The 26955-nt window shown below is 46.2% G+C and carries 23 protein-coding genes and 2 pseudogenes; 3 read left to right on the top strand and 22 right to left on the bottom strand.

Going from position 1 to position 26955, the window contains the following annotated elements:
* Positions 1 to 121: 121 nt before the first annotated feature.
* From rlmF to HGD77_RS03650, 6 genes and pseudogenes are all read right to left on the bottom strand, one after another.
* Positions 122 to 1096: pseudogene (gene rlmF / locus HGD77_RS03675) on the bottom strand (23S rRNA (adenine(1618)-N(6))-methyltransferase RlmF).
* Positions 1097 to 1321: 225 nt separating this feature from the next.
* Positions 1322 to 3361, bottom strand: coding sequence for an NAD-dependent DNA ligase LigA (ligA, locus tag HGD77_RS03670; RefSeq protein WP_168730711.1), 2040 nt, complete (start codon positions 3359 to 3361; stop codon positions 1322 to 1324).
* Between the two features lie 109 nt (positions 3362 to 3470).
* Entirely contained in the window at positions 3471 to 4436 is a 966-nt protein-coding gene (locus HGD77_RS03665) for a cell division protein ZipA C-terminal FtsZ-binding domain-containing protein (RefSeq protein ID WP_168730710.1), read from the bottom strand.
* 1 nt (position 4437) lies between these two features.
* Positions 4438 to 7890 carry a chromosome segregation protein SMC gene (smc, locus tag HGD77_RS03660; RefSeq protein ID WP_168730987.1) on the bottom strand — a complete coding sequence of 1151 codons (3453 nt, stop codon included), beginning with the start codon at positions 7888 to 7890 and terminating at the stop codon, positions 4438 to 4440.
* Positions 7891 to 7901: 11 nt separating this feature from the next.
* The gene (locus HGD77_RS03655) at positions 7902 to 8597 is read right to left on the bottom strand and encodes a GntR family transcriptional regulator (protein WP_005262529.1); all 696 of its coding nucleotides are present in this window, start codon (positions 8595 to 8597) and stop codon (positions 7902 to 7904) included.
* A 200-nt stretch (positions 8598 to 8797) separates the two neighbouring features.
* Positions 8798 to 9601, bottom strand: a complete 804-nt coding sequence (locus HGD77_RS03650) for a sulfite exporter TauE/SafE family protein (protein WP_005247146.1) — start codon at positions 9599 to 9601, stop codon at positions 8798 to 8800.
* Positions 9602 to 9628: 27 nt separating this feature from the next.
* Here HGD77_RS03650 and HGD77_RS03645 point away from each other — a divergent pair.
* Positions 9629 to 10383: pseudogene (locus HGD77_RS03645) on the top strand (biotin--[acetyl-CoA-carboxylase] ligase).
* Between the two features lie 14 nt (positions 10384 to 10397).
* Positions 10398 to 11138, top strand: coding sequence for a type III pantothenate kinase (locus tag HGD77_RS03640; protein ID WP_168730709.1), 741 nt, complete (start codon positions 10398 to 10400; stop codon positions 11136 to 11138).
* Here the strand turns inward: HGD77_RS03640 and HGD77_RS03635 are convergent.
* The 3 genes from HGD77_RS03635 to ffh form a co-directional block, all read right to left on the bottom strand.
* On the bottom strand, positions 11092 to 11697 hold the full coding sequence (locus HGD77_RS03635) for an RBBP9/YdeN family alpha/beta hydrolase (protein ID WP_005262536.1): 606 nt from the start codon (positions 11695 to 11697) through the stop codon (positions 11092 to 11094). The two genes, HGD77_RS03640 and HGD77_RS03635, sit on opposite strands and share 47 nt — an antisense overlap.
* A gap of 144 nt (positions 11698 to 11841) precedes the next feature.
* Positions 11842 to 12408, bottom strand: coding sequence for an RBBP9/YdeN family alpha/beta hydrolase (locus tag HGD77_RS03630; RefSeq protein ID WP_005262538.1), 567 nt, complete (start codon positions 12406 to 12408; stop codon positions 11842 to 11844).
* 151 nt (positions 12409 to 12559) lie between these two features.
* On the bottom strand, positions 12560 to 13966 hold the full coding sequence (ffh, locus tag HGD77_RS03625) for a signal recognition particle protein (RefSeq protein WP_004279196.1): 1407 nt from the start codon (positions 13964 to 13966) through the stop codon (positions 12560 to 12562).
* 138 nt (positions 13967 to 14104) lie between these two features.
* Here ffh and HGD77_RS03620 point away from each other — a divergent pair, with 138 nt between their 5' ends.
* A complete protein-coding gene (locus HGD77_RS03620; RefSeq protein ID WP_004730673.1) occupies positions 14105 to 14914 on the top strand; it encodes an inner membrane protein YpjD in 810 nt (269 codons plus the stop codon).
* A 60-nt stretch (positions 14915 to 14974) separates the two neighbouring features.
* Here the strand turns inward: HGD77_RS03620 and HGD77_RS03615 are convergent, their stop codons facing one another.
* The 13 genes from HGD77_RS03615 to paaA form a co-directional block, all read right to left on the bottom strand.
* Positions 14975 to 15736: a class I SAM-dependent methyltransferase gene (locus tag HGD77_RS03615; RefSeq protein WP_168730708.1), complete on the bottom strand. Its 762-nt coding sequence runs from the start codon at positions 15734 to 15736 to the stop codon at positions 14975 to 14977.
* Between the two features lie 129 nt (positions 15737 to 15865).
* The gene (locus HGD77_RS03610) at positions 15866 to 16474 is read right to left on the bottom strand and encodes a DapH/DapD/GlmU-related protein (protein WP_168730707.1); all 609 of its coding nucleotides are present in this window, start codon (positions 16472 to 16474) and stop codon (positions 15866 to 15868) included.
* Between the two features lie 31 nt (positions 16475 to 16505).
* Entirely contained in the window at positions 16506 to 17444 is a 939-nt protein-coding gene (gene paaX, locus HGD77_RS03605; protein WP_004279192.1) for a phenylacetic acid degradation operon negative regulatory protein PaaX, read from the bottom strand.
* A 63-nt stretch (positions 17445 to 17507) separates the two neighbouring features.
* Positions 17508 to 18800 (bottom strand): phenylacetate--CoA ligase PaaK, encoded by a 1293-nt coding sequence (gene paaK / locus HGD77_RS03600; RefSeq protein ID WP_114541382.1) that lies wholly within the window; start codon positions 18798 to 18800, stop codon positions 17508 to 17510.
* A 60-nt stretch (positions 18801 to 18860) separates the two neighbouring features.
* Positions 18861 to 20072: a 3-oxoadipyl-CoA thiolase gene (gene pcaF, locus HGD77_RS03595; RefSeq protein ID WP_168730706.1), complete on the bottom strand. Its 1212-nt coding sequence runs from the start codon at positions 20070 to 20072 to the stop codon at positions 18861 to 18863.
* A gap of 11 nt (positions 20073 to 20083) precedes the next feature.
* Entirely contained in the window at positions 20084 to 21637 is a 1554-nt protein-coding gene (locus tag HGD77_RS03590; RefSeq protein ID WP_168730705.1) for a 3-hydroxyacyl-CoA dehydrogenase, read from the bottom strand.
* Between the two features lie 3 nt (positions 21638 to 21640).
* Positions 21641 to 22432 (bottom strand): 2-(1,2-epoxy-1,2-dihydrophenyl)acetyl-CoA isomerase PaaG, encoded by a 792-nt coding sequence (gene paaG, locus HGD77_RS03585; protein ID WP_168730704.1) that lies wholly within the window; start codon positions 22430 to 22432, stop codon positions 21641 to 21643.
* Positions 22432 to 23202: an enoyl-CoA hydratase-related protein gene (locus HGD77_RS03580; protein WP_005104871.1), complete on the bottom strand. Its 771-nt coding sequence runs from the start codon at positions 23200 to 23202 to the stop codon at positions 22432 to 22434. The genes paaG and HGD77_RS03580 overlap by 1 nt, the downstream gene beginning before the upstream one ends.
* Positions 23203 to 23244: 42 nt before the next feature.
* Positions 23245 to 24303, bottom strand: coding sequence for a 2Fe-2S iron-sulfur cluster-binding protein (locus HGD77_RS03575; RefSeq protein ID WP_168730703.1), 1059 nt, complete (start codon positions 24301 to 24303; stop codon positions 23245 to 23247).
* A 75-nt stretch (positions 24304 to 24378) separates the two neighbouring features.
* Positions 24379 to 24879, bottom strand: a complete 501-nt coding sequence (paaD, locus tag HGD77_RS03570) for a 1,2-phenylacetyl-CoA epoxidase subunit PaaD (RefSeq protein ID WP_005247163.1) — start codon at positions 24877 to 24879, stop codon at positions 24379 to 24381.
* Between the two features lie 28 nt (positions 24880 to 24907).
* Positions 24908 to 25663, bottom strand: coding sequence for a 1,2-phenylacetyl-CoA epoxidase subunit PaaC (paaC, locus tag HGD77_RS03565; protein ID WP_168730702.1), 756 nt, complete (start codon positions 25661 to 25663; stop codon positions 24908 to 24910).
* 17 nt (positions 25664 to 25680) lie between these two features.
* The gene (gene paaB / locus HGD77_RS03560) at positions 25681 to 25971 is read right to left on the bottom strand and encodes a 1,2-phenylacetyl-CoA epoxidase subunit PaaB (RefSeq protein WP_004279183.1); all 291 of its coding nucleotides are present in this window, start codon (positions 25969 to 25971) and stop codon (positions 25681 to 25683) included.
* A gap of 33 nt (positions 25972 to 26004) precedes the next feature.
* The gene (paaA, locus tag HGD77_RS03555) at positions 26005 to 26949 is read right to left on the bottom strand and encodes a 1,2-phenylacetyl-CoA epoxidase subunit PaaA (RefSeq protein WP_168730701.1); all 945 of its coding nucleotides are present in this window, start codon (positions 26947 to 26949) and stop codon (positions 26005 to 26007) included.
* Positions 26950 to 26955 lie beyond the last annotated feature (6 nt).

Here is a 26955-nt window from a genome sequence, read left to right as displayed (position 1 = left end):
TCGTACTTGCTCAAACCTGATCTGACAGTTACCGATTTTTTTATTGTGTCTGTCAGATTAAATTTGAGCTACTACACCGACTTATACGCCCACAAGCTCACTATTCCTGCCTAAAAACAAGCTAAGCAGAAGTCCAACGCGCATTTTTCCACGCTTGCTGTTGCTTTGCATCTAGAAAAGTCCAAGCCACAAAACGACTCTCTTTTTGCCCCTGCGTCATTTTAATGGTTTTTACCTCCACTGCACCGCACTTACGCAAGGTATTTAACAGCATAGGCAATGTGGTTTTCTTAGAAACCAGTGTACTAAACCAAAGACATTACTCAGCAAACTGTGTGCTCTCTTGTACCATCTGGCAAACAAAGCGTTCTTCTCCACCGTCACACCACAGCTCGTTCTTTTGTCCGCCAAAGTTTAACACCACTTTAGACCGATCAACCGGTTTACCAAGTTTGCGTATTTTTTGCGTTGCTGTGGCATTTGCTTCATCTTGCGAAGCATGAAATGGTGGGTTACACAGGGTCAAATCAAAACGATCTGAAGGTTTAATCACACCTTTGAAAATATTGCTCGGTGTCTTTTGCAATCGAATCTGAATCCCCTTCCTGAGATTTGGATTTGCCTCCACAATAAATTGAGCACTTTTTACCGATGCAGGATGAATGTCTGAGCCAACAAATTTCCAACCATAACTACGATGACCAATAATCGGATAAATACAGTTCGCGCCCACCCCAATATCTAATACGTGAACGGCGTGTCCTGTTGGAATCTGACCTTTATTGCTATCACTCAACAAGTCCGCTAAATAGTGAATATAGTCGGCTCTACCCGGAATAGGTGGGCAAAGATAATCTTGAGGAATATCCCAATATTGAATACCATAAAAATGCTTGAGCAATGCTTTATTGAGCATTTTCACAGCTTGAGGATCAGAAAAGTTGACTGAAAGATCGTTGTATTGATTCGGGCTGACAAAAGGCGCAAGTTCCGGACAACTCTTGATTAACTGAGGAAAATCGTAACGACTGCGGTGCAGATTTCGTGCATGTAATTCCGATTTTTGTTGCGGAAAAGATTTCTTTGCTTGCGCCATGTGTATGCCAATCATCAACGGGAGAACAGAATCAATAAGGCAGGATCTATGCCTGCAAATGAATCGATATTGTACGTGAATTCAACTCACATTGCCGAACCCGTCCTTGTATTTGTCTATCCTCCCCTTCTCATTCACCTATAGTTTTGAACTAGCAATAAAAAAGACACCTCAAGATTCATCATCCTGGGTGTCTTTTTTATTTGAGTCATTGTTTATAACTGATTAGCCTTCGATTTGCCCATGCTCTTTCATCAAAGCAATAAACTGTTCTTCATTGATCACAGGCACACCGAGTTTTTCTGCTTTATCGAGCTTAGAACCCGCTTTTTCACCCGCCACCACACATTTGGTTTTACTCGATACACTGCCACTGACCCGTGCACCTAAGGCTTGCAGTAATTGCGTCGCTTCATCACGTCCCATAGAACTTAAAGTTCCAGTCACTACCCAGCTTTCGCCATTCAGTGGTTGGCGCGTTGGTGCAATTGGCGCATCCCAATGAATACCAGCAGCCAACAAGCGATCCAATACTTCCAAGTTATGCGGTGCCTGGAAGAAATCAACAATCCACTCTGCGGTAATATCACCAACATCCGGTGTTTTCTTTAAAGCGTCTACATCAGCACTACGCAAAGCGTCGAGAGTCTGGAAAGTATTGGCCAGCATACGTGCTGTCGTTTCACCTACGCCACGAATCCCGAGCGCATAAATAAACGCTGCCAATGTAGTTTTCTTGCTGTTCTCAATCGAATCAATGAGATTCTGAACAGACTTTTCACCCATTTTTTCGATTTGCAGTAATTGCTCACGATGCTCATGCAGATGGTAAATATCTGATACATCTTTCAGAAGATTTAAATGTAGCAGTGACTCTACCCAGCGATCACCCAGCCCTTCTATATCCATGGCCTTACGCGACACAAAATGACGAATGGTTTCGATTCGCTGCGCAGCACAATAGAGTTCGCCAGAGCAGCGGGCCAATGCTTCACCTTCCGGCATCACTACTGGTGAATCACATACTGGACATTGTTCAGGTAAATGCACTTCTACTGCATCGACTGGGCGGAATTCCGGCCAGACTTTTTCCACCTTAGGAATTACATCGCCACTACGATAAACACTGACCGTATCGCCAATACGCACATCCAGACGGTGAATTTCCCCAATATTATGCAGCGTCACATTGGAGACTGTTACTCCACCAACAGCGACCGGATTCAAACGCGCAACCGGCGTCAATGTTCCAGTACGACCCACTTGCCAGTTAATATTTTCTACTGTGGTCAGTGCTGCAACTGCCGGAAATTTATAGGCGGTGGCCCAACGCGGTTCACGGCTCAGGAAACCAAGCTGTTGTTGCTGTTTCAGGTCATTGACCTTGATCACCATACCATCGATTTCGACACTGAGACTGGCACGCTCATCAATGATCTGTTCGTAGACCTTTTGCACGTCCTGAATACTGTCACAGATAAAGTGACGCTCGCCAACCGCAAAACCGAACTGATGTAACCATTCCAGACTGGCGGACATAGTGGTTTGTCCATGATGCGGCACGCACTGAGCAATCCCATAAGCATAAAAAGCCAATGGCCGCGAGGCAGCAATATTCGGGTCCAGCTGACGCAAACTTCCTGCCGCAGCATTACGCGGATTGGCAAAGGTCTTTTCACCTTTGGCGGCATTGGCAGCATTCAATTTTTCAAAACCGGATTTCGGCATCAACACTTCGCCGCGGACTTCCAACAAATCGGGAATGATGCCATTCACTGGAGATAAAAGTTTCGGCAGGTTGCGAATAGTTCTGACATTCTGGGTGATGTCTTCACCGGTTTCCCCATCGCCGCGCGTCACCCCACGCGTCAGTACGCCATGCTCATACCAGAGTGAAATGGCCAGACCATCAAATTTCAGTTCAACATCATATTCAATTTTTTGATTCGGCAAACGTTCTTCAATACGGCGGGCAAAAGCCAGCAGATCTTCCTGATTAAAGACATTGCCTAATGACAGCATCGGCACGGCGTGTGTTACGGTCACAAATTTTGAAAGCGCCTGCCCACCCACTTTATCGGTCGGGCTATCGGACTGGATCAGGTCAGGATATTGTTGTTCTAAGGCTTTGAGCTGATGAAAGAGCTGATCATATTCACTGTCTTCAATGCTCGGTTGATCCATCACATAATAAGCATGGTTATGCTTGGCAAGCAGTTGAATCAGTTGACGCATTTGCGCAATGACAGTGGCATCTTGGGTCATAATTTCACCATAAAAAAGGGCGGAAAATCCGCCCTGTAGAATATTCAGCTTTTAGCTATTATAAAAATTGCAGTCTACAGATTCAACTTGGAGATTGAACAAAGCAGCCTTAAACTTCCGTTCCTTGTCCAGCACGATAATCAATGGCCTGATGGCGCCAGAATTCACGTAATTGTGGAGTAAATTCCTGCTGGTTCTGGTCATAGACCAGACCATCGACTTCACGGGCAATCAAACGTGAAATACTGTCCATGGTATCAAACGCATTTTGTACATCGCTATGCGGTAAAGCCAGGAAGAATGCCAGACCTTTCACTTCCTGAGTCGACAGGGTTTCCAAATCAAAGCCTTCCATCCCAGTATCAGTCATTTGCAGTACTGAGAACAGCAGTTTTGAACCGTCTTCACTATAACGGTGGAAACAGGCCAATTCACCATAACGCAGGCCATATTTCAATAAAACCTTCAAGGTTTTATCACCCGAAAGTACACGGCCTTGCGGATAGATATGCAAAGAAATAATGGTTTCAGCATTGGACAAAGCACTTTCTTCATCCACTATTTTTTGCTCATGCAGATGTGCATCCAGAATACTGCTTTCATCATTAAATTCAGAAATTTCTGCTTTTTCGATGTTACTGTTCAGGCTGAATTCAGGCGTTTCTTCCTTGGTTTCAGTCTGGCTATTCTCCTGCTCTGCTTTTACTTGCGGAATATCTGCTGCCGTGACTACCGACTTTGCCACTCCTTCAGCTTCTGTTGACGGGGCAGCTACAGGAGTTTCGACCGCTGCCGGCTCAACCGGAGTTGATTCAGCCTTTTGAAATACTGAAGGCTTTTCAGGAGCCGGCTCATCTATACTCAGGCTTGGCTCGATACGATCAGATTCGACATCCTGTTGTGCCAACTGAGAACGTACATGCCTTGGAATGATCGGTGTCTGGCTATCCGGGTCAATATGCAGGTTGGCATCCAGTGAAGGTACAGCCTCTACAGGTTTTTTGAACAGCATTCTTATACCAAACAGCATAATCACAATTGCGATAACAATCCCGATAATGGTGGTGATTTCCATATTATACCTCCGCAGCTAGGCCGTATTCTTTTGCCTGTTCCAAATTAACTGTCACTAATTTTGATGTTCCCGGTTCAGGCATGGTTACACCCAAAAGATCAGTCGCCATCATCATTGCAAGTTTGTTATGGGTAATATAAATAAATTGCACGTGTTCAGAAAGCTCTTTGACTAAATTACAAAAGCGTCCCACATTGGCATCATCCAGCGGTGCATCGACTTCATCCAGTACGCAAAATGGTGCTGGATTTAAGCGAAAAATCGCGAATACCAATGCTAATGCAGTTAAGGCCTTTTCTCCACCCGAGAGTAAGGCCAATGAGCTGTTTCGTTTACCCGGTGGTCGGGCCATGAGTTTTACCCCCGATTGCCAGCCATCTTCAAGGCTTAAACTCGCCTCACCGCCTTCAAACACTTTCGGGAACAGGTTTTGCAGTTCAGCATTGACCTGATCAAACGTGTGCATAAACAGTTTACGGGTTTCCTGGTCAATACTTTTCATCGCAGCCTGTAGCTGTTCAACCGTATTTTCCAGATCCTGCATCTGGTGACTCAGTTCCTCATAACGTTTTGATACTTCTTCATATTCTTCAGAAGCCGCCAGATTGACTGCACCGAGTTTATCAAACTGGGCCTGAGCTTTTTCCAGTTTGGTTTGATGTGCTTTAACATCAATATTCAGCCCGAAAATTACTTCACTATTCAACTCTTTCAGTTGTTCAGCATAATGCTGCAAATCAGATTTGGCTGCCTGCCAGGCCAGACGTTTTTCTTCCAGTGTACTGCGGAGTTTTTCATCCTGCTGCTGGAAGCTGTGACGTTGTTCGGTCAGCTGCTGCTGTTTGCTCTGCACCTGATTTAATTCAATCTGCCAGTCGGCCCAAGTCTTTTGCAGCTTTTCAGTGATCTGCGCCTGTTCATTGAACTGGCTCTGTAAAGCAGGTAATTCCAGCTGTACCGGATCGACAAACTTTTTAGCCTGCTCGATTTGTGCAGTAATTTGTTGAGACTGTTCTTTTAAAAATACCTGATCTTTTTCCAGTAATTCAATCTGCTGCTGGCTTTGCACATTTTGCCGACGCAGCACTTCCAGTTCCTGCTGCGCTTGCTGACTGAGCTGCTGTGAGTCATCCAGCTGAGCACTCAATTCTTCCAGTTGGAATTGCAGAGTTTTATAATTTGGTAGCGCCTGTTCCAGTTTGATATTCAAGGCATGCAGATCAATTTCCAGATCATCTTTCTGCATGGCATCTTCTTCAAGCTGCTCATCCAGTTGTTGTAACTGATGCTGTAATTGCTGCTTTTGCAATGCGAACGCCTGCGCACTACTTTGTACTTTGGCAATATTGACATCGAGTTGCTGCAGCTGCTTTTGAGCCTGTTTCTGCTGCTCGCTGATACTCTGAATCTGGTTTTGCAAAGCTTTAACCTGATCGGCCAATTCAGGTAACTGCTGCTCCAGCTGCATAAACTTAGGTTCAAGTTCTGCAAGCTGCTGCTCGATTTCATCCAGACGGATTCGATGACTCAATGCACCTTGTCCGGCCTGACTGGCTTCATCATAGTCCAGTGCAATCACCCAATCCGCACCAACATGGTAGCCATCTAAACTCAGTAATGTCTGGCCTTGTAATAACTCAGTTTGAAGCGGTAATGCTTGCGCTAATGTATCTATGACTGCAACTTGCTGCCACAGTGAATAATGTGGAGATTCAATCCAGTCGGCCAGACACATCGTATTGGCAATCTGAATTTTATCCTGAATAGCCTGTTGTTTTAACTGACGTGCACAATCTTCAAGGAAGTGCTCGCCCTCTGCCAGAATCTGGGCAGATAGCCACTTGGCCAGAAACTTTTCGATCAGGCTGGCATGTCCTTTGCCTGCATCATTGAGCTTAAGTACATGCATCAGCTGGACCGCATCGTTTTTAGCATTTGGATTGGCTTTGGTCAGTAATTGGCTCAGGTTTTTCTTTTCTGAATGAAGCACCTGAATTTCAGATTTGAGCTGCATCAAGCGCTGCTGATGGGCCGCCTGCTCTGCCTGAAACTGCTCGAATTGAGTTCTTAAATCTGTTAATTGAATTTCATAGCCAGCGATTTGCTGTTCAGCTTGGGCTTTGTCTGCCTGATACTGCTCCAGCTCATCTTGCTGCGCCTGTTGCTGAATCTGTGCACTTTGCTGTTGGAGCGTCTGTTTCTGCTGTTCAATCCGCTCAATATTCTTTGCTAGTTGCTCGCTTTGAGCCAACATCTGTAATTTACGCTGTTGCTGCTGTTCGACCTGGGTTTTGATCTGGGTAAATTGCGCTGCCACAGTGCTATGTTGAGCTTTGAGCTCAGTCAAGTTTTGGCTTTGCGCCTGACTCTGGCCATCTTGCTGCTGCAACTGCGCCTGCTGATCTTCAAATTGCTGCTGTAAAGTATCGAGTTGCAGTTCAATCAACTGCAAACGCTCTTTGGTTTGGGCTTTTTGCTGTTCCAGTTTGACCAGACTTGTAGAATTTTGCTCTAACAAAGACTGCTTTTGTTGCAGGGTCATTTCCAGTTCAGCCAGTTTTTTCTCGGCCTGTTGCCATTCGCTTTGCAAAGGGGTGGATTGCTGAATCAGACGCTGGAACAACTCACTGGTGCTACCCAAATCATGTTCAACAGTGGTCAGTTCGGAACGTACCAGCTTAAAGTTTTCCCCGAGCGTATTCATCTCAAGGGTATATTCCTGCTGTAAGCGCTGGCTCTGCTCACATTGAAAAGACAGAATTTCGATCTTGATCGTTCGGATCTGTCCTTCCAGTTCTTTATATTGAATCGCACTTTCCGACTGCCGTTTCAAGGTTTTTAACTGGGATTTCAGTTCGGAGGCGATATCTCCCAGACGCGACAGGTTTTGTGTGGTGTGATCCAGATGCAGCATCGTTTCACGGCGACGCGCCTGATAGCGTGATACACCCGCGGCTTCTTCAATATAAACCCGCATTTCATCTGGCTTGGCATCGACCAGACGGTTGATCATGCCCTGCTCGATAATCGCATAAGAACGTGGCCCAAGACCGGTACCAAGGAAAATATCGGTAATATCACGACGACGGCATTTGCTGCCATTCAGGAAATATTCGGACTTGCCATCGCGGTTGACCTGACGGCGTACTGCCAGTTCATTATAGGCATTATAAGCACCGCCCAGCTTGCCATAGGTATTGTCAAAGCGCAGTTCTACACTGGCCATGCCCACCGGTTTACGTTTCGCAGTTCCGGTAAAGATGACGTCCTGCATGCTGCCACCACGCAGCTGGCGCGCACTGGACTCGCCCATGACCCAGCGTATGGCATCAATGACGTTAGATTTACCACAACCATTCGGTCCCACGACCGCAGTACGATTATCTTTAAAATGCAAAGTGGTACTGTCGGCAAAAGATTTAAAGCCTGAAAGTTTTAAACTGCTTAAACGCATAATGTCCTGATTTAACGTCGTGAGCGTCTGGCCCACGCGAGTTCAATTTGTTTCATCCGTGTCAGAGATTCCAACACAAGGTTGCGCAAGTGTCGACAAAAATCTTCCATAAATAAAGTGGCCTGATGGCTTTTTCGTATCAAAATTGCTTCAGTGACCAGTTTAAATAAGTCAAAAGATTCCTGTAACTCGCGTCTGGAAATATTCAGGGTCAAAAAATAGCTCCGACGTAAAGAAGGCAGCAGTTCCTGATAGTAGCGCATCAGATAAGGATTCCCGACCATCTCATGCTGCTGGGCCATGCCCTGAAAGATCAGATCATAAAACTTTTCAGTGTGTCCTTGGCGGGTTTCTGCTTCCAATTGCTCTAATAATAGCTGAATACGCTCAGCTTCATGCACCCGCCAGGTTTCCGCCATGCGATGCACCATCTGCCCGAGCAATAACGAGGTCATATCAAATAAGGCACGCACCTGCAAGGCCGACATTTCCGAGACAATCGCCCCACGGCGCGGAAAGATTTCAATCAGCTGGGTGCGTTCCAGCAAAAGCAGGGCTTCACGAACCGAACCCCGACTGACATCGAGCTCCGAGGCAATCCTGAGCTCCTGTATACGTTCGCCTTCGACCAGTTCACCGCGAATAATCTGTTCGCTAATGTGCTTGGCAATCTGCTCAGACAAACTGTGCGCTTGTTCTAATGGCATACCGTTCCTGTCTTTATTTTTATGGATACTGGTTTAGCCCTTTATTTGGACTATGTTGCTATTAAACGGGTTTTTATACATAAATACTTTGACATTGTCAGACAATCTTATGTCTATATAGCCAACTTAGGCCCATAAAAAAGGAGAATAATGAGCTATTCTCCTAATACGGTACATCAGTCCAACCTAAAAAATTTAAATCAGGCCATAAAACCTTGATAAATAAAATACAGGCCGACGGTGGTCAGTAGAGCAGCAAAACATTTTTTTAATACGGCCGGTGAAAGCAGATGTGCCACTTTTGCCCCCAGCTTGGCCGTGAAAAAACTCATCATGCTGATCCCAATAAAGGCATAAATATGAATATAGCCAATAGTATTTGGCACGGTGACCTGCGCCTGTTTACCAAACCAGATAAACCCCAGCGCACCTGCAACTGCAATCGGTAAACCGCAAGCCGCAGAGGTCGCTACGGCTTTTTGCATTACGATCCCGCAGCGATTCAGAAATGGGACGGTCAGACTTCCCCCACCAATCCCAAAGATGGCCGATGCCACACCGATCCCGCCACCTGCAGCAATTTGTACCGGGGTTGAAGGCAATTTTTGATTCGGATCAATTTGAATATGCGCCCCCCTGAACATCCTAAATGCCACCCAGACCGCAAAGAAGCCAATCAGTAACTGTAAACCCTGACCAGATAAATAGTCGGCAATCCCCGCACCCAAGAAAGAGCCAATGATCAGACCTGGCGCCAGATTACGAAATACGGGCCATAGCACTGCCCCTCGTTGATGATGCGCCATAACCGAGCTGATAGAAGTCACAATAATTGTTGCCAAGGAAGTGCCCACCGCCATATGCATAATCACGCTGGGATCGTACTGGAGCTGGGTAAAAACAATGTAGAGGATGGGCACAATAATCAAACCACCGCCGACCCCAAACAGGCCTGCTGTGAATCCGGCAATTGCACCAATCAATAAATATATGATTAACTCCATAACGATATTTACCACGTTTAGATTCAAATGGATGTAGAAACTCGTGAACTGCAACAACGATTAAGCGATGCAGGCCAACTCCCGGAAGTATTACTCATCAAACCGATTACTACATCGACCAATGATGATGTACGCGAATTGGCAACGAAGGGGGTACAGCAGGTTCTGGTGTGCAGTCATGTGCAGACCCAAGGCCGTGGACAGCGTCAACGTCAGTGGATTTCACCTGAAGGGAACATCTATTTAAGCACATTGCTGCATACACAAAAACCCATTGATGGTCGTCTGGCGCTAGAAATTGCGTTAAATATCCTGCAAATGCCCAGTCTGCAAGGGCTAGAATTACAAGTAAAATGGCCGAATGACCTGTATAGCCTGCACGGAAAATGGGGCGGTATTCTGGTCGAGCCGATTTCATCCACACAGGTGGTGGTGGGGGCGGTTTGAATATTGATCCTTTGCCTACTGACCTTCCAGACCAGCAGGTCAGTTCCTTAAGCGAGTTAGGATTGTCTCATACTTCAAGAGTCGAACTCATTGCCCAATTATATCTGGCAATTCAACAAGCCGGGCAATGGTTTAACTATGGCAGTCAGAATCTGGCGGCGCGTTTCAATCGATCAGCTGCATTTATGCAACAAGTAGTTGAATTTACTGACGTGCAAGGGGAATATTCCGGTACTTTTCTGGGGATTCAGGATGATGGTGCGGTCAAGATTTTGACCGATCAGGGAATCCAGAGCTTTTATCAGGGACAGCTCCGCCTTAAACATGGTGGATGAACAGGCATACAGCAATGAAAAAATTATGGTTGGATATTGGCAATACCAGGCTGAAATACTGGATTACCGAGCATGATCAGATTATTGAACAGGCAGCAGAATTACATTTACAGTCTCCTGCCGATTTGTTACTGGGCCTAATCCAGCATTTCAAAGCGCTGGGCTTGCATCAGGTCGGATTATCTTCTGTCCAAGATAAAATCAATAATGAGCGCATTCTCGGCATTTTAGAAAGTCTGCATATTCCAGTGATTTTTGCTCAGGTACAGGCAGAATATGCCGGTCTGATCTGTGGTTATGATGAACCTTCGCAACTGGGGATTGACCGCTGGTTGCAGGTACTTGCAGTCGCGACGCAAGCGCATGAAAATTATTGTGTGATTAGTTGCGGTACGGCGCTGACCATTGATCTGGCGCAAGGACAACAACATTTGGGCGGTTTTATTCTGCCAAATCTATACTTGCAACGTGATTCCCTGATTCAGAATACCAAAGGCATTAAAATCCCCGATGCCGCGTTTTCTGAACTCAATCCTGGACGCAACACCATCGATGCGGTACATCATGGCATTCTGCTGGGTCTGCTCAGCACCATCGAAAAAGTCCTGCATGACTTCCCTGCACAGTTGGTGTTAACCGGCGGAGATGCTCCACTTTTCGCGCAGCATCTCTCTCAGTATCAACCCCGGATTGAACCTGATCTTTTGCTTAAAGGCCTGCAGCATTTTGCAGCTCATTTGCCAGACACTGTTTGATAATATCCAGCAACTGAGGGAATTCGGCAAACCCATCAGATTTATTAAAATGCCCGGCTTTTTTGATCTCAAAAATTTGTGCATTCAAGCTATGTGCTAAACGCAAGGAAATCGGTGCAGGCACATAGGGATCATTACTGGAGATCAGCATCACCGCACGTTTACAGCTATACGGCAAGTTTTTCAGATCGAGTCGCACAGCCTGCAGTATTTTATTCAGTTCTGACCAGGCCACCAGCGGTGTATCAAAGGCCGAGACCAGAATGATGCCGCCGATCTTGTGTTGCTGCTGGAGATAATGTTGCTGTAAAAAACTTAAAACACTGACGCAACTCAGGCCATGTGCAACTAAAAAGGTATGTTCATCCATGTGCGGAATGTGCAATTTCAGGTTCTGCTGCCATTCTTCTAAATTGGGCTGAAAGGGGTTGGCCAGCATAATCCGTTTAGACTCAAAACCGGCATTTTTAAGCTGGCGACTCAGCCACGGGTACCAGTGATCATTGGAGGTCGCCTGATAATCCGGCACGATATAGACTTTCTTGATTATATTTTTCATAGTGATTTACTTATTATCATTGAACGCAAATTGCGTCGACAAAAAATAAGTTTTAACCATTCTGGAGATGGAATTCAAGTGCCTTTTTGAACACCATCTCATGTTAAATTTTAAAATTTAGCGAATACAATAACATGCCTAAATTTAAGATTTAATCAGATAAGGTTCGATTACTTTCCAGAGTTCTGGCAAATCAGTACAGCCTTGAGAATCAATAAAATGTCCGTGATGCTTGGCATTCACCACAATGGCATCCAGACTGTCCGCCTGTTCCAGACTAAATTCTGGTGCAACCCGGTCATCGCCTTCAGAATAGATCACTACACGTTCTGCAATCTGCTGTTTGAGTAAATCAAAATCGATATCAGCGGCATCAATAAAAGGGTTTACTTCATCCAGACGACCTAACCGGCCATTAAATCCCGCGATCAATACCAGTTGCTGAATTTTCTGCTGTTTTAATTCTCTGGATAAGTAATGCAATGCGGCCACAGTTCCCAAGCTATGTGCAATAAAGATACTGTCCTCGTCAATTGCATCAATCTGTTCACGCATTTGCTGATCCCAGGTGTCCAGTGTCGGTGTGGTCGATGGATCGAGCCGAAGTACTTTTAAACTGACGTTTTCCTGTTGGGCTTTTTCCTGAATCCACGGATACCAATTTTCTTCCGGGCTTGCAGTATAACCATGTACGACAATCACTTGGGTCATTTGAAATTTCTCTTTATTTTGTGCTCATGCTCCTGAGTCTGCCTGATCGGATTTTTATTTTGGGTAAGTAAATGTTGTTTTGTTTAAACCAGTTTGACCATTTATTCGCAATAAAAAAAGGCGCATATTGCGCCTTTTTTTTAAACACAACTTATTTCTTGTCGTTGCCGCCGAACAATGGACCCATACCACCGCCGCCGCCAAACTGTTTCTGCAAGCCGCCGAGTGACTTCATCATTTTTGCCATACCGGATGGATTGGCAAATTTTTTCATCATCTTGGCCATTTGGGCATGTTGCTTGATCAGCTTGTTGACTTCTGCCACTTCCATACCACAACCTGCTGCGATACGTTTTTTACGGCTTGGGTTCATCAAGTCCGGGTTACGGCGCTCTTTGATGGTCATCGACTGGATAATCGCTTCCATTTTCTTGACCTGCTTTTCAGGATTGGCTTGCGCCAACGCATCTTGCAGACCGGCATTGCTCATGCCAGGAAGTTTGTCCAGGAAGCCCATCATGCCGCCCATCTTGTTCATCTGCTCAAACTGCATCAGCATGTCTTCAAAGTTGAAGCTGCCGCCTTTTTGCAGTTTTTTCGCCATTTTTTCGGCTTTTTCTTTGTCGACCTTGCGTTCAAGTTCTTCGACCAAAGAAAGTACATCCCCCATACCGAGAATACGCTGTGCAACACGCTCAGGATGGAATGGCTCCAAGGCATCGAGTTTCTCACCCATACCCAAGAATTTGATTGGCTTGCCGGTAATCGCGCGTACTGAAAGCGCTGCACCACCGCGCGCATCACCATCAGTTTTGGTTAGGATCACACCAGTTAAAGGCAAGGCATCGTTGAATGCTTTGGCGGTGTTTGCCGCATCCTGACCGGTCATGGCATCGACCACGAACAGGGTTTCAGTCGGGTTAATCGCTGCATGCAGCTCTTTGATTTCACCCATCATGTCATCATCGATATGCAAACGGCCTGCCGTATCGACAATGAGTACATCGGCAAACTGGATTTTTGCCTGTTCAATCGCGCGATTCACAATCGTAATCGGTTTTTCGTCTGCGCTGGATTCTAGGAAAATCGCACCGACTTCACCTGCGACAGTCTGTAGCTGTTTGATCGCAGCCGGACGATACACATCGGCAGAGACCATCGCAACTTTTTTCTTTTGACGTTCTTGTAAGAAGCGTGCAAGTTTCGCTGCAGTTGTTGTTTTACCTGCACCCTGCAAGCCTGCCAGCAGGACAACCACAGGTGGTTTTGCAGCGAGGTCGAGGCTTTCATTGGCCTCGCCCATCATTTTGGTCAATTCGTCATGAACGATTTTGACAAAAGCCTGCCCAGGAGATAACTGAGTCATCACTTCCTGGCCCAATGCTTCTTCCTTAACTTTCGCGATGAATTCACGAGTTACAGGTAACGCAACATCGGCCTCAAGAAGCGCCATACGCACTTCACGTAACGTATCTTTAATATTGTCTTCGGTTAGCTGCCCTGAGCCAGTAACATTTCTTAAACTCTGCGTGAGTCGTTCTGTTAAGGTATCAAACATTGCAAAATCCGCTTAAAATAGCCATGAGCAAAAAATTGTTTCTTAAAATAGAAAATTTATGCATAGAATGCTATAGGATACTGTAGTTCGCAGCGAATTTATATAAATGAATATTCATCACCCTTAAAAAGGTTTGACATGGTTAGCCTCCCCTTGGTTTATACGATCTTAGCATTAGTCGCTTATACCGCTTCCTTCTGGTATCTGTTCATTCATTTAATGTCTAAACGTGCTCCTAATCAATGGTTTGTCTCGCTAACCGCACTGCTTGGACTGGGCTTGCATGCGCTGGTTTTATATGGCGATATGCATACCCCGCTGGGCATCAATTATGATGTCTTTGCCCTGTTTTCCTTTACCTCTGGTCTGATGCTGTTACTCAGCATTATTTACAGCACTTATCGTCCGATTATTGCCCTGAACCTGATCGGGATTCCGGTGGCTGCGACCGGATTAATTCTTGGCTTTGCGTTTACTCAGCCTGCAAAAATCATCACACAAAACTCTTTGGGTCTGGATATTCATATTATCCTGTCTTTGTCTGCTTATGCAGTATTGCTCATGGCAACCATTCAGGCCGTAATTTTACGTTTTCAGGATCGTGAGCTGAAAAAGAAGCAGAAACGCCGGGTCTGGGTCAGTTTGCTACCCTCTTATCAGGACATGGAATCGCTCCTGTTTGATATGCTGATGACCGGTTTTGTTTTACTTACCCTCGCTTTGGGCTTTGGCTTTTTCACCATCGACAATTTCTTCGCCCAGCATCTGGCACATAAAACTGCGTTCAGTATTATTTCCTGGCTGGTTTATGGTTCCCTATTAATCGGACACTGGAAGTTTGGCTGGCGTGGCCAGAAAGCCGTGCGCTTTACCCTGCTCGGTTTTGGCTTGCTGGCACTGGGTTTTATTGGGTCTAAATTTGTGCTGGAAATGATTCTAGGGCGATAATTCTGAGCCTTGAAATATTCAATTCATTGTCCAATAAACAGGCTTTAGCTTGAATATTCTTTAAACGATTATACGCCCCGCACGCACTGACAATGGCCAGCGAATCACTCTAGGCAATTCTGGATCTTCCCATTCTGGCAATAAGGCATCTGCCAGTGCATTTAATGGATTATGTCCAAGTGCTTGAGTGGCTGCTTTCACGGCTGACCAAGTACTCATATAACCAATTAACTGATAAAAATTCCATTCAACCTGTAATACCGGTGGCTGAATCACCATTTCCTGAAATGGAAATGGGAGATTTTTATATCCTTCATCTACATGGCGACGTTCAGGCAGCCAGTACGATGCAAGCGTTACCTCATAAAAATGCTTAAAATAATGATCCAGATGGGGCTCATCCACACTGAACACGCCATAGCTAATTAAAGCCAGAACGGCATTAGGCCGGGCAAGACGGCGAACCTCTGCATAAAATTTTTCCAGATCGAGCCAATGCGCTGCTTGAGCCACCGAAATCAGATCAACACTCTGGTCAGCACACGGGATATCTTCAGCGAATGCCTGACCATACTGAATTTTTGGATGCGGTTTGGCCTGAGCAATCTGCTCACTACTCGCATCAATAGCCATCACCTGATCAAAGTAATTCGCCAAAACTTCTGAAAGCTGTCCAGAACCACAGCCGACATCTACAGCCAATTTGGTACTTGGTGACAGCTCTGCCAATAGCTTTCCCAATGCATCCGGATAATGCGGACGAAACAAGGCATAATCCTGTGACTGTTGGGAGAAATAATCTTTAAATTCCCTGTTTTCCATATATGCTTTCCAGACCAGTTTTATTTCAGTCTAAATAGCCAGTCAGGGAATGCAGTTGGAATTTGGTTTCAGTCACTTCCTGTTTTTAAAATGCAGAATTCATCCAATGAATAGAATCATGTTCCTGACTTAGTCATTCAAGCTATTCTGCTTGATCTGATACTCTGCCTTAAACGCTTTGTAACTCAGCCGGTCTGTGGAGACTTCTGTTAACGGAATCACCTCCTGCATTGAGGAAAGACAGCGCTCTGTCAGCTGAATATATTCCTGCGTCCCTTTGCTTTTCCAGGCAATTTCTTTGGCGTCCAAGGGACGGATAACCCGCGCCGGACTACCGAGCACCAGTGAATTTTCAGGAATCTGGGCTTTGGCTTTAACCATACTATTGGCACCGATAATGGTATTTTCACCAATCTCGGCTTCATCCAGAATTACGCTGTTCATGCCCACCAGTACATTTTTGCGAATGATACAGCCATGTAAAATCGCGCCATGTCCGATATGACCATATTCTTCGACCAGCGTGACGCTACCGGGAAAGCCATGAATGGTACAGGAATCCTGAACATTGGCATTTTTCTGGATATGAATCCCACCAAAGTCGGCTCTTAAAGTAGCAAAAGGCCCGATATATACGCCCTCTTCAATCACCACATCCCCAATCAGAACGGCTTGCGGATGCACATAAGCGCGAGGGTTGACCACAGGAATCACACCAGCAATGGCATAACACGGCATTATTTTATTCCTTTAAAAATGCAGAATTAGATTAGCTAACGGCTTCCAGTCGTAAACCGCCAAAACGTTTATAAAATTGTGGATGTACCGGCGGCATCGAACCTTCCGAAGTTCGTGCGATCTCCATAAAGAACTCATCCCCTGCCGCAACCACCGTTTGATATAAATTACTGCTCAGATTACGGGCATTCAGGGAAAGCCAGTTGGATGGCAATAATTCAAAAGGCAGATTTGGATCTTTTAGTAAAATCCGGCGAAATTGATGAATCAGCAAAATTCGCAGCTGAAAAGCCTGAACCGGATCCAGTTCATCTTCCTGTTCCACCAGATGAAAGAATTCCCGGAAATCCGCAATGAATTTTTCATAACGCTGATGCAGTTCCTGCACCGGCCAATTGGTGGCAACCATGCGTTTTACAGTTGGATAGGATTCCTGCCAGAGCTGCAAAGTTTCAGCTTTAAACACCACGACTTGGTCGGTCATTTTCAGGTTCAGCAGCAGGTTTTGCAGTTTCTGATGATCACAGCCCGGATAGGCCATGACATTGGTGGCGATATTGGCAAAGCCCAGCCATTCCAGTTCTTTTTTCAGAACCAGTTTATTTTCCAGTTCCACTGAACTGAGTAGCACCAGATCCCATTTCTGATCCCATTCGGTATGCTGAAAACTATAAATTTTTTGATCTGCCATAATAAAACGCTGGCGGCTGCTTTCGGTTACGCGATAATAACTGGTGCGACCAATTTTCTCAGACATCAGCCAGCCATTTTGGACCAGACGGAATACGGCAGTCCGTACTGATCGTTCATTAAACCCGAAGACATCCATGAGCTGAATCAGACTGGCCAGACTGATGATGCCCCCTCGGTGAAAAATACAGTCACCGAAGATGGTCATGATTAATGAGGTTCCGCTGAGTGCTTCAGTTTGAATAAAGTCATCAATTATTTGTTTTAATTTCGGATTCATTGCGTTTAACTTTACCTTATAGAAACTGGATGATAGACCATTTGGCTATCATCCAATAGTACTTCATGCAGACTTGCGGATATCAAAAACGCGCTGTGCCTTACCTTCAGAGCGTGGCAGACTGCCTTCAGGCAACACTTCGACACTTACGGTGATTCCGACCATGGTTTTAATCTGGCTTTTCAGCTGAGTTGCCAGCTGATGCGCCATAATGTCACTGCTATCTTTACGCATTTCGGTACGGATATGCAATGTATCCAGATGTCCTTGTTTGCAAATCTGAATCTGATAGTTTGGGATGAGTTGCTGGATCTGTAAAATCTGCTCTTCAATCTGCGACGGGAACACATTGACCCCACGAATAATCATCATGTCATCACTACGGCCGACAATCTTGTCCATACGGCGCATGGTGCGTGCCGTGCCTGGCAATAAACGGGTCAGGTCACGGGTACGGTAACGGATTACCGGCATGCCTTCTTTAGTAATGGTGGTAAAGACCAGTTCACCCAGTTCGCCATCTGGCAGCACTTCGCCAGTTTCCGGATGGATAATTTCAGGATAGAAATGATCTTCCCAAATGGTTGGGCCATCTTTGGATTCCAGACATTCCATCGCTACGCCCGGCCCCATCACTTCTGATAAACCATAAATATCCAGCGCATCAATGCCTAAACGCTCTTCAATTTCCTTGCGCATTTCATTGGTCCATGGCTCTGCACCAAAGACACCGGTTTTAATCGAACAGTTTTTGGCTGTGCCAAATTTCTTCTCAAGCGCTTCAATAATGTTCAGGCAGTAAGATGGCGTAACCATCAGTGCTGTTGGTTTAAAGTCATGAATCAGTTGCGCCTGTTTATCGGTTTGTCCGCCAGACATTGGAATCACGGTTGCACCCAAGCGTTCAACGCCATAATGCGCGCCTAAACCACCGGTAAACAGACCATAACCGTAAGACACCTGGATGATATCTTTACTGCTCAAGCCGGCTGCACGTAATGAACGCGCCACTACATCTGACCAGACATTAATATCATTTTGGGTATAACCGACTACGGTCGGCTGACCGGTGGTGCCAGAAGATGCATGCACACGTACAATCTGTTCCTGTGGCACAGCGAACATGCCAAACGGATAGTTATCACGTAAATCCTGTTTGGTGGTAAACGGGTATTTGGCCAGATCTTCCAGTGAGTTAAAATCGTCTGGATGCACGCCAGCATCATCGAATTTCTTTTTATAAACCGGGCTATTCTGATAAGCATGTTGCAACGTCTTTTTCATACGCTGTAGCTGAACACTGCGTAACTCATCAACCGATACTTTTTCAATTTTTTCCATTGCATTGTTATTCATATTCTTACTCCTGACGCAGTCTTCCTGACCACGGTTTAATTCATTGATTGAATGATGTGTTTAATCCATATTTTCTAAAACCAGTGCCACACCTTGACCCACACCGACACACATGGTGCAGAGTGCATATTTGCCTTTACGGCGTTTTAGTTCTTTCATGGCCGTGATCACCAGACGGGTGCCACTCATACCCAGCGGATGACCCAAGGCGATGGCACCGCCATTCGGGTTAATTCTGGAATCATCGTCTTGCAAGCCGAGTTCACGAATCACGGCCAGTGACTGCGCAGCAAAAGCTTCATTCAGCTCAATCACGTCCATCTGTTCCAGACTGAGTCCAGTCTGTTTCAGCACTTTATGTACTGCTGGCACCGGCCCAATGCCCATATATTTGGCTTCCACACCGGCACTGGCCATTCCAATCACTTTAGCTTTCGGGCGCAAACCATACTGCTCAGCAAACTGCTGATTGCCGAGTAATACGCAAGCCGCCCCGTCATTAACACCCGAAGCATTACCAGCGGTGACTGAACCGCCTTCTTTACGAAATGGGGTTTTCAAGGCTGCCAGATTATCCAGCGTCGTTTCTGCACGCGGGTGCTCGTCTTGGGAAATGGTCAGAGTGGTTTTCTTCGGACCTTTAACCTCTACTGGCAGAATTTCTTCGACAAAAATACCCTTCTGTTGAGCTACTGCAGTTTTCTGCTGGCTGTGATAGGCAAATAGATCTTGATCTGCGCGGCTAATCTGGTATTTCTCAGCGACGTTTTCGGCTGTTTCCGGCATGCTGTCGACGCCAAACTGCGCTTTAAATTTTGGGTTGATAAAACGCCAGCCAATGGTGGTGTCATAAATTTCAGGGGTACGGCTAAAGGCAGTTGTAGGTTTGGATTGCACGAAAGGCGCTCGGCTCATGGATTCTACGCCACCCGCCAAAATAAATTGGGCCTCACCCGATTTGATGGCACGGGCTGCCAGTCCAATGGCATCCAGACCTGAGGCACATAAACGGTTTAGGGTCAGTGCTGAAACAGATTCAGGCAACCCTGCGAGTAAAGCAGCCATACGCGCCACGTTGCGGTTATCTTCACCGGCCTGATTGGCACAGCCTAGGATCACTTCATCCAGTTCTGCCCATGGCAAGGCCGGATGCTGATCTTTCAGATATTGAATCGGTAGCGCTGCCAGATCATCAGCACGAATGCTGCTCAGTCCACCGGCATAGCGTCCGATCGGGGTGCGAATTCCATCAAAAATATAAACCTGTTCCATGATTCTTCCTTTTAGCCAGCAACACGTAATGGTTGCTGCTGAGTTTTCTGTGCATGTCCCTGCACCGCTTTCTTTGCTAAATATATACTAGTTCTATAGCGGTCTTCACCATAAATACGATACATATTTTCTAAAATTTGTAAAATTGTGTAATATCCAATTCTATCTGCCCATTCGAATGGACCACAAGGATAATTCACGCCATATTTCATAGCAGAATCAATATCTTGCTCTGATGCAATATCATGCAATACCGCTTCACAGGCTTCATTCACCAACATGGCAATACTACGTATAACATAAAGACCGGGATGATCCTTAGACCAAATAGGTATCATATCCATACCTATGAGGAATAGCTCCACTGCCTGGCGTTGTTCAGCACTACATGCTGGTGATGCAACGACTGGAATCGATTGGGCATTTTCCCAATCTGCATGCCAATCCATCAACACCACAGGCTCATGCGGATAAGCCAGTTCAACCGACTCGCCGAGCGATAATCGCAGGGAAAGATCACCAATCAGGATTTCATTCTGTTCTGCCGCCTGAAAACTCAGCTCCACATGAGAGGCCTGTTTTAAACGTTCAATCAGTGCTGCTGAATGCAGCCATTCACCTTTTATCGTGACTTTGAGCTTATTCAGCGACTTGGCATAACACACTGGCAATTCATATACAGGTGCAGGCTGGGACTGCGTATAATCATAAAAACCCTGACCGGACTTGCGGCCATAACAGCCGGCATCGACCAGCTCTTTTTGAATCAAGGATGGGCGGTAGCGTGGCTCATAGAAAAATTCCTGATAGACACTTTGTGTGACCGAGAAATTCACATCCTGACCAATCAGGTCGGTGAGTTCACACGGTCCCATGGCAAAACGGCCACATTCGCGCATGATGTAATCGAGCTGTTCGGGTGTGGTAGCATTTTCCTGCAAGGCACGAAAGGCTTCGGCATAATACGGTCGTGCGACACGATTGACGATAAAACCGGGTGTCGATTTGGCTCGTACCGGAACCTTGTTCCAGTGCTTCATTAGATCAAATACAGCATCGGCAATGACTGCTGAAGTTTTCAGGCCGCGGATAATCTCGACCAGTTTCATCACCGGCGCCGGATTAAAGAAATGCAGCCCAATCACCCGTTCCGGATTCGGAATCGCCGAGGCAATTGCGGTAATGGAAATCGAAGAAGTATTGGAAGCAAAAATTGTCTGTTCCGGGCAAATGGCAGCCAGCTGTTGAAACAGGTTTTGTTTGACCTCTTTCTTCTCGACAATGGCTTCAATAATCAAGCCCGCATCGGCAAGCTGCTGAATATCCTCTGCCACGATCAGATTGGCGAAGGTACTCTCCAGCAATTGCTGGGTCATTTTGCCATTTTGTACGCGCTTGCTCAGCTGCGCCTCTAAAGCAGTCAAGGCACTCTGAACTTTGCTGCGATCGAGATCAAACACATAGGTCGGATGCCCGTGCATGGCGGCTAGTTGCGCAATGCCAATCCCCATGGTTCCAGCACCGACCACAGCAACTTTGACTTGTTCCAAATTGATCTGTTGCATGATTTAGCATCCTTTATATTCAGGGGTACGCTTCTGCATAAAGGCTTGTACACCTTCTTTATAGTCGGTTGAACGTCCAGCCAGACGTTGCAGGTCACGTTCCAGAATGAGCTGCTCATCCAGATTATTGTCGGCTGCGGCATGGATGGCTTTTTTGATCAGGGACAGACCGTAGGTCGGTTGCTGTGCCAGATGCTCTGCCAGTTTTTTCGCTTCTGCTTGCAGTTGTTCATCTTCAACCACTTGCCAGATCATGCCCAGTTGTACTGCGCGCTCAGCCGGAATTTTATCGCCGAGCATGGCAAGGCCCATCGCCTGGGCACGGCCAACCAGACGCGGCAAGAACCAGGTACCGCCTGAATCTGGTACTAAACCTAGACGGCAAAAAGCCTGAATAAAGGAAGCCGATTTTGCTGCCACCACAATGTCACAAGCCAGGGCAATATTGGCACCTGCCCCTGCTGCCACACCATTCACGGCACAAATCACCGGTTTAGGCATTTCGGTAATCAGCTTGATCAAAGGGTTGTAATATTTTTCAATCGATAGGCCTAAGTCCGGTGCATCGGCATTCGGATCGACCACACGGTCATTCAGATCCTGACCGGCACAGAAACCACGGCCTTCAGCTGAAATCACCACGGCACGAATCTGGCTGTCTTTGGCCCAGGCCTTGATGACCTTGGAGACTTCCTGATGCATGGTTTCATTAAAACTGTTGAGCTGTTTTGGACGGTTAAAGGTCAGGTAGCCCACTGCATTTTTTTCTTCGACAATAATTGTTTGATAATCCATTACACACCTCTAAATTCTGGTTTTCTTTTTTCTAAAAATGCATTAATGCCTTCCTGGCGATCTTGGGTTGCAGCCAGCCAGACAAAATGTTGACGTTCCAATTTCAACCCCTGACTTAAAGTCACTTCATGGATCGACTTTAAAGATTGCTTGATGGCACGAATGGCCAGCGGTGCCTGCTTGGCAATTTTTTCTGCCAGTTCCAGTGCGTATTGCACGGTCAATCCTGCCGGACAAACCTGGCTACTAATGCCATGTTGCAAGGCTGTTTGTGCCGAAATCATTTCACCAGTCATGGCCCAGCGCATCGTTAATTGCTGACCGACCAGACGGGCCAGACGCTGGGTTCCACCGGCACCCGGCAACATACCTAAACCGATTTCAGGCAAGGCAAACTGGGCATTTTCTCCGGTCAGCACCATGTCACCATGCAAAGCCAACTCGAAACCTGCACCAAAAGCATAACCATTTACGGCCATGATTAAAGGCTTGGAAAATTCATCAATTTTTTTCCAGAGCAGTGGGCGTTGGTCTTGCTGGATGCTGACCACATCTAACTGCGCCAGCTCATTTAAATCAGCACCGGCAGCAAAGCATTGCGTATTTCCGGTGATGACCACAGCTTTCACAGCAGCATCTGTTTCCAAGTCCTGTAGACAGGCTGCAATATTTTGCAAGGTGGCATTGTTTAAAGCATTGCGCTTTTCTGGACGATTTAGCTCGATCAGTACCACACCCGGCTTGGGTGAGCTGGTTTTAATGTAGGTCATCCTTGAACTCCTGCTATGCTCGCGGTGCTGTAAATTCAGCTTTTATTCATCAAAACTGAGTCGGACATTGGCCGTGGTTGGACGTGCCTGACAACTGAGCACATAGCCTTTCTGAATTTCATCTTCTTCCAGACTGTAATTCACCGCCATTTCAACCTGTCCCTCTAACACCTTACATTTACAGGTGGCACAAACGCCGCCCTTACAGGCATATGGCAGGTCGGCTCCGGCACGTAGCGCAGCATCTAAAATACTGTCATCCTGTTTGGAGACTTCAACAATCAGCTCACGACCATCCAGAACAATATTGACGCGTTCTTCGCTACGGCTTTCCATCTGCTGGGCGGTTGCTCTTGGTGTAGTGCCCGTATTGAAGCGTTCAGTGTGAATCTTGCTGCGCTGAATACCCCAAGTCGGTAATACCGTTTCGACTGCTGTCATCATTTCTTCAGGACCGCAAGCGAAACAGTGATCTGCTTCGGCAGAAATCAGATTGGCCTGAAATAACTGCTGCAATTTGTCTGCATCAATCCGACCATTAAAGATGTCACTGTCATTCAGTTCACGTGAAAAAATATTTACCAGTTGCAGACGTTCCTTAAAACGGTCTTTCAAGTCCATGATCTGTTCAGAGAACATGGTCTGTTTCCAGGAGCGGTTACCATATACCAGAGTGAATGTTGCGTCCGTTTGACGGTTCAACACCGACTTTACAATCGATAAAATTGGCGTAATGCCACTGCCTGCTGCAAATCCTAGATAATTCTGGCCACCAGCCTTGGCGGCTTTCTGAAAGAACACCCCTTGCGGTGGCATGACTTCTAGTACATCGCCCGCTTTGAGATGCGCATTGGCCCAGGTTGAAAACTGACCCTGATCAATTTTTTTAATCGCAATGCTCATGTCTTCCTGAGTATCACTGCAAATCGAGTAGCAGCGGCGCAGCTCGCCGTCATCGGTTAAATGACGAATGGTGAGGTGCTGACCCGGCTGATATTGAAAAGTATCCAACTGCTCAGGCGCGAGATCAAAGGCAATGCAGATCGCTTGCTCGGTTTGTGGCTGAATCGATTTAATGGTTAATGGTATAAATTGGCTCATGGCAAAATCCTTCTTTTAGGTGGCGGTGTTCAGGCTTGTTATTGGTTTACCCTGCCCACCGCGCAATCGTTACAATCAAATACATTTGAAATAGTCAAAAGTTTCTAAGCAGTCCCGACATTGATATAAAGCTTTACAGGCGGTCGAACCGAATTCACTTAATAATTTGCTGTTGTTACTTAAGCACTGTGGACAGGTGATGCCATCGGTCAATGCCACATGCGTACCACAGCTATGTGACTGGCCTTGCGGCGGGGCAATACCATATTGCTGTAATTTGTGTTTGCCCGATTCACTCATCCAGTCCGTAGTCCAGGCTTGAGACAGATCCACAATGACTTTGACCGGCGTCAAACCGTTCGCCTCGAAAGCCTGGGTAATTTCTGCTTTTAATAAATCCGTGGCCGGACAGCCGCTATAGGTCGGCGTGAGTCGCACCACAATTTCATCCTGCTGATTCAGCTCGACGCCACGAATCATGCCCAGATCAATTACTGACAATACTGGAATCTCTGGATCAGAAACCTGCTGTAAAACGTCCCAACATTGATCTTCTACGTGTCGAATCAGATTCATGCGACTCACTCCCTGTGATTGTGCCGAATTACCAGTTCATGTTTGGATAAGAGCGCTGCATGTATTGCAGTTCAGCCAAAACAAAACCGAGATGTTCTGTATGTAAACCCTGTTTAGCCCCACTGCGATAAGCACCCAGCTCTGGCAGGCTTAATTCAAATCGCGCCAGCTCGGCTGTAATGGTCTCCAGCCACTGGACTTTTAAATTTTCAATCTCTGGAATGACACCGCTATCGACTAGTTGTTTTTCAGCTGCCGTCAGAACAAAAAGTTCTTCGGTAAAACGCCATAACTGGTTTAGACCTTGCTGGGTTTTTTCATGCGCTTCTGCGGTACCTAAACTTAAGCGTTCCATCCAGGTGGTGGAAAAACGCTGGTGATATTTCACTTCTTTGAGTGATTTCACTGCAAAGGCAGCCAACTCAGCATGCTGACTTTCAGTTAAAGCACTAAATAATAAAGTGTGGTAATGATCCATCAACCACTGGCGTACCAAAGTCTGGGCAAAATCACCATTCGGCTGTTCGCACAGCAGCAAATTACGGTATTCACGCTCGGTGCGGAAATAAGCCAGCTTGTCTTCATCACGACCCTGTCCTTCCACTTCACCCGCCAGACTGAGGGCAGTACGTGCCTGACCCAATAAATCCAGTCCGATATTGGCCAAGGCAATATCCAGCTCCAGTTCAGGTGCATGACCACACCACTCTGCCAAACGATGTGACAGGATCAGTTGACTGTCACCCACATGTAAAAGAAATTCTGCCAATACTTGATTTGTCATAATCTTCACCTTTCCCTTTACATGTGCTCGATGCCAGCTGGAATGTTATAAAAGGTTGGATGGCGATAAACCTTGTCCAAAGCGGGTTCAAAAAATTCTGCTTTTTCATCTGGCTGTGAAGAGGTAATCAATTCAGATTTCACCACCCAGATACTGATCCCTTCATTGCGGCGGGTATATACATCGCGGGCATTTTGTAGTGCGACTTCCTCATCCGGTGCACGCAGGCTGCCGACATGACGGTGACTCAGACCCTGTTTACTACGCACAAACACTTCATAAAGTGACCAGTTATTTTTGTTATTCATGAGCAAATTTCCTTATATTGATCAAACTATTTTTTAAGCAACTTTTTGTGCTGCTGACTGTTGCTGCTGTTTCTGCGCATAGACTGCTGCTGAATCACGTACCCACTTGCCGCCTTCCCAGGCTTTGCGACGTGCTTCGATACGCTCATGGTTACACGGTCCCTTGCCTGCAAGAATCGCAAAAAACTCATCCCAATTGATTTCACCAAATTCGTAATGTCCGGTTGCTTCATTGAATTTGAGGTCTGGATCTGGAACGGTTAAACCCAGCTGTAAGACTTGCGATACGGTGTTATCGACAAATTTCTGACGTAGCTCATCGTTGCTGAATAATTTAATTTTCCACTGCATGCTTTGTGCACTGTTCGGTGAATTATCATCACTTGGACCAAACATCATCAGTGCCGGCCACCAGAAACGGTTCACGGCATCCTGTGCCATCTGCTTTTGTTCCGATGTACCATTGGCCAGTTCCATCATGGCTTCAAAGCCCTGACGCTGATGGAAACTTTCCTCCTTACAGACACGCACCATGGCACGTGCATAAGGACCGTAAGACGTACGGCAAAGTGCAACCTGATTGACAATTGCTGCACCATCCACCAGCCAGCCAATCGCTGCAACATCGGCCCAGCTCAGGGTTGGATAGTTAAAAATGGAAGAATATTTCATGCGACCAGCAATCAGTTTATCCATCATATCGTCACGATCGGCACCAAGGGTTTCTGCGGCACTATACAGATACAAAGCATGACCGGCTTCGTCCTGGACTTTTGCCATCAGTACGGCTTTACGTTTCAAAGTCGGTGCACGGGTAATCCAGTTGCCTTCCGGCAACATGCCCACCACTTCAGAGTGTGCGTGCTGACCGATCTGACGAATCAAGGTCTTACGATAAGCATCCGGCATCCAGTCCTTCGGCTCGATAGAAATGTCCTTTTCAATCTTTTGATCAAAGATTTGTTGTTGATTATTCATTGTTCC

The organism is Acinetobacter sp. NEB149, assembly GCF_012516415.1.
In the GTDB taxonomy this organism is placed as follows: Bacteria; Pseudomonadota; Gammaproteobacteria; order Pseudomonadales; family Moraxellaceae; genus Acinetobacter; species Acinetobacter lwoffii_V.
The sequence above is the reverse complement of the archived record's forward strand: the minus strand, read 5'-3'. Positions and strand labels throughout refer to the sequence as shown.

Coding starts and splice junctions, on each gene's coding strand:
- ligA (WP_168730711.1), bottom strand. CDS start 3,361: ATGACCCAAGATGCCACTGTCATTGCGCAAATGCGTCAACTGATTCAA.
- HGD77_RS03665 (WP_168730710.1), bottom strand. CDS start 4,436: ATGGAAATCACCACCATTATCGGGATTGTTATCGCAATTGTGATTATG.
- smc (WP_168730987.1), bottom strand. CDS start 7,890: ATGCGTTTAAGCAGTTTAAAACTTTCAGGCTTTAAATCTTTTGCCGAC.
- HGD77_RS03655 (WP_005262529.1), bottom strand. CDS start 8,597: ATGCCATTAGAACAAGCGCACAGTTTGTCTGAGCAGATTGCCAAGCAC.
- HGD77_RS03650 (WP_005247146.1), bottom strand. CDS start 9,601: ATGGAGTTAATCATATATTTATTGATTGGTGCAATTGCCGGATTCACA.
- HGD77_RS03640 (WP_168730709.1), top strand. CDS start 10,398: ATGAAAAAATTATGGTTGGATATTGGCAATACCAGGCTGAAATACTGG.
- HGD77_RS03635 (WP_005262536.1), bottom strand. CDS start 11,697: ATGAAAAATATAATCAAGAAAGTCTATATCGTGCCGGATTATCAGGCG.
- HGD77_RS03630 (WP_005262538.1), bottom strand. CDS start 12,408: ATGACCCAAGTGATTGTCGTACATGGTTATACTGCAAGCCCGGAAGAA.
- ffh (WP_004279196.1), bottom strand. CDS start 13,966: ATGTTTGATACCTTAACAGAACGACTCACGCAGAGTTTAAGAAATGTT.
- HGD77_RS03620 (WP_004730673.1), top strand. CDS start 14,105: ATGGTTAGCCTCCCCTTGGTTTATACGATCTTAGCATTAGTCGCTTAT.
- HGD77_RS03615 (WP_168730708.1), bottom strand. CDS start 15,736: ATGGAAAACAGGGAATTTAAAGATTATTTCTCCCAACAGTCACAGGAT.
- HGD77_RS03610 (WP_168730707.1), bottom strand. CDS start 16,474: ATGCCGTGTTATGCCATTGCTGGTGTGATTCCTGTGGTCAACCCTCGC.
- paaX (WP_004279192.1), bottom strand. CDS start 17,444: ATGAATCCGAAATTAAAACAAATAATTGATGACTTTATTCAAACTGAA.
- paaK (WP_114541382.1), bottom strand. CDS start 18,800: ATGAATAACAATGCAATGGAAAAAATTGAAAAAGTATCGGTTGATGAG.
- pcaF (WP_168730706.1), bottom strand. CDS start 20,072: ATGGAACAGGTTTATATTTTTGATGGAATTCGCACCCCGATCGGACGC.
- HGD77_RS03590 (WP_168730705.1), bottom strand. CDS start 21,637: ATGCAACAGATCAATTTGGAACAAGTCAAAGTTGCTGTGGTCGGTGCT.
- paaG (WP_168730704.1), bottom strand. CDS start 22,432: ATGGATTATCAAACAATTATTGTCGAAGAAAAAAATGCAGTGGGCTAC.
- HGD77_RS03580 (WP_005104871.1), bottom strand. CDS start 23,202: ATGACCTACATTAAAACCAGCTCACCCAAGCCGGGTGTGGTACTGATC.
- HGD77_RS03575 (WP_168730703.1), bottom strand. CDS start 24,303: ATGAGCCAATTTATACCATTAACCATTAAATCGATTCAGCCACAAACC.
- paaD (WP_005247163.1), bottom strand. CDS start 24,879: ATGAATCTGATTCGACACGTAGAAGATCAATGTTGGGACGTTTTACAG.
- paaC (WP_168730702.1), bottom strand. CDS start 25,663: ATGACAAATCAAGTATTGGCAGAATTTCTTTTACATGTGGGTGACAGT.
- paaB (WP_004279183.1), bottom strand. CDS start 25,971: ATGAATAACAAAAATAACTGGTCACTTTATGAAGTGTTTGTGCGTAGT.
- paaA (WP_168730701.1), bottom strand. CDS start 26,949: ATGAATAATCAACAACAAATCTTTGATCAAAAGATTGAAAAGGACATT.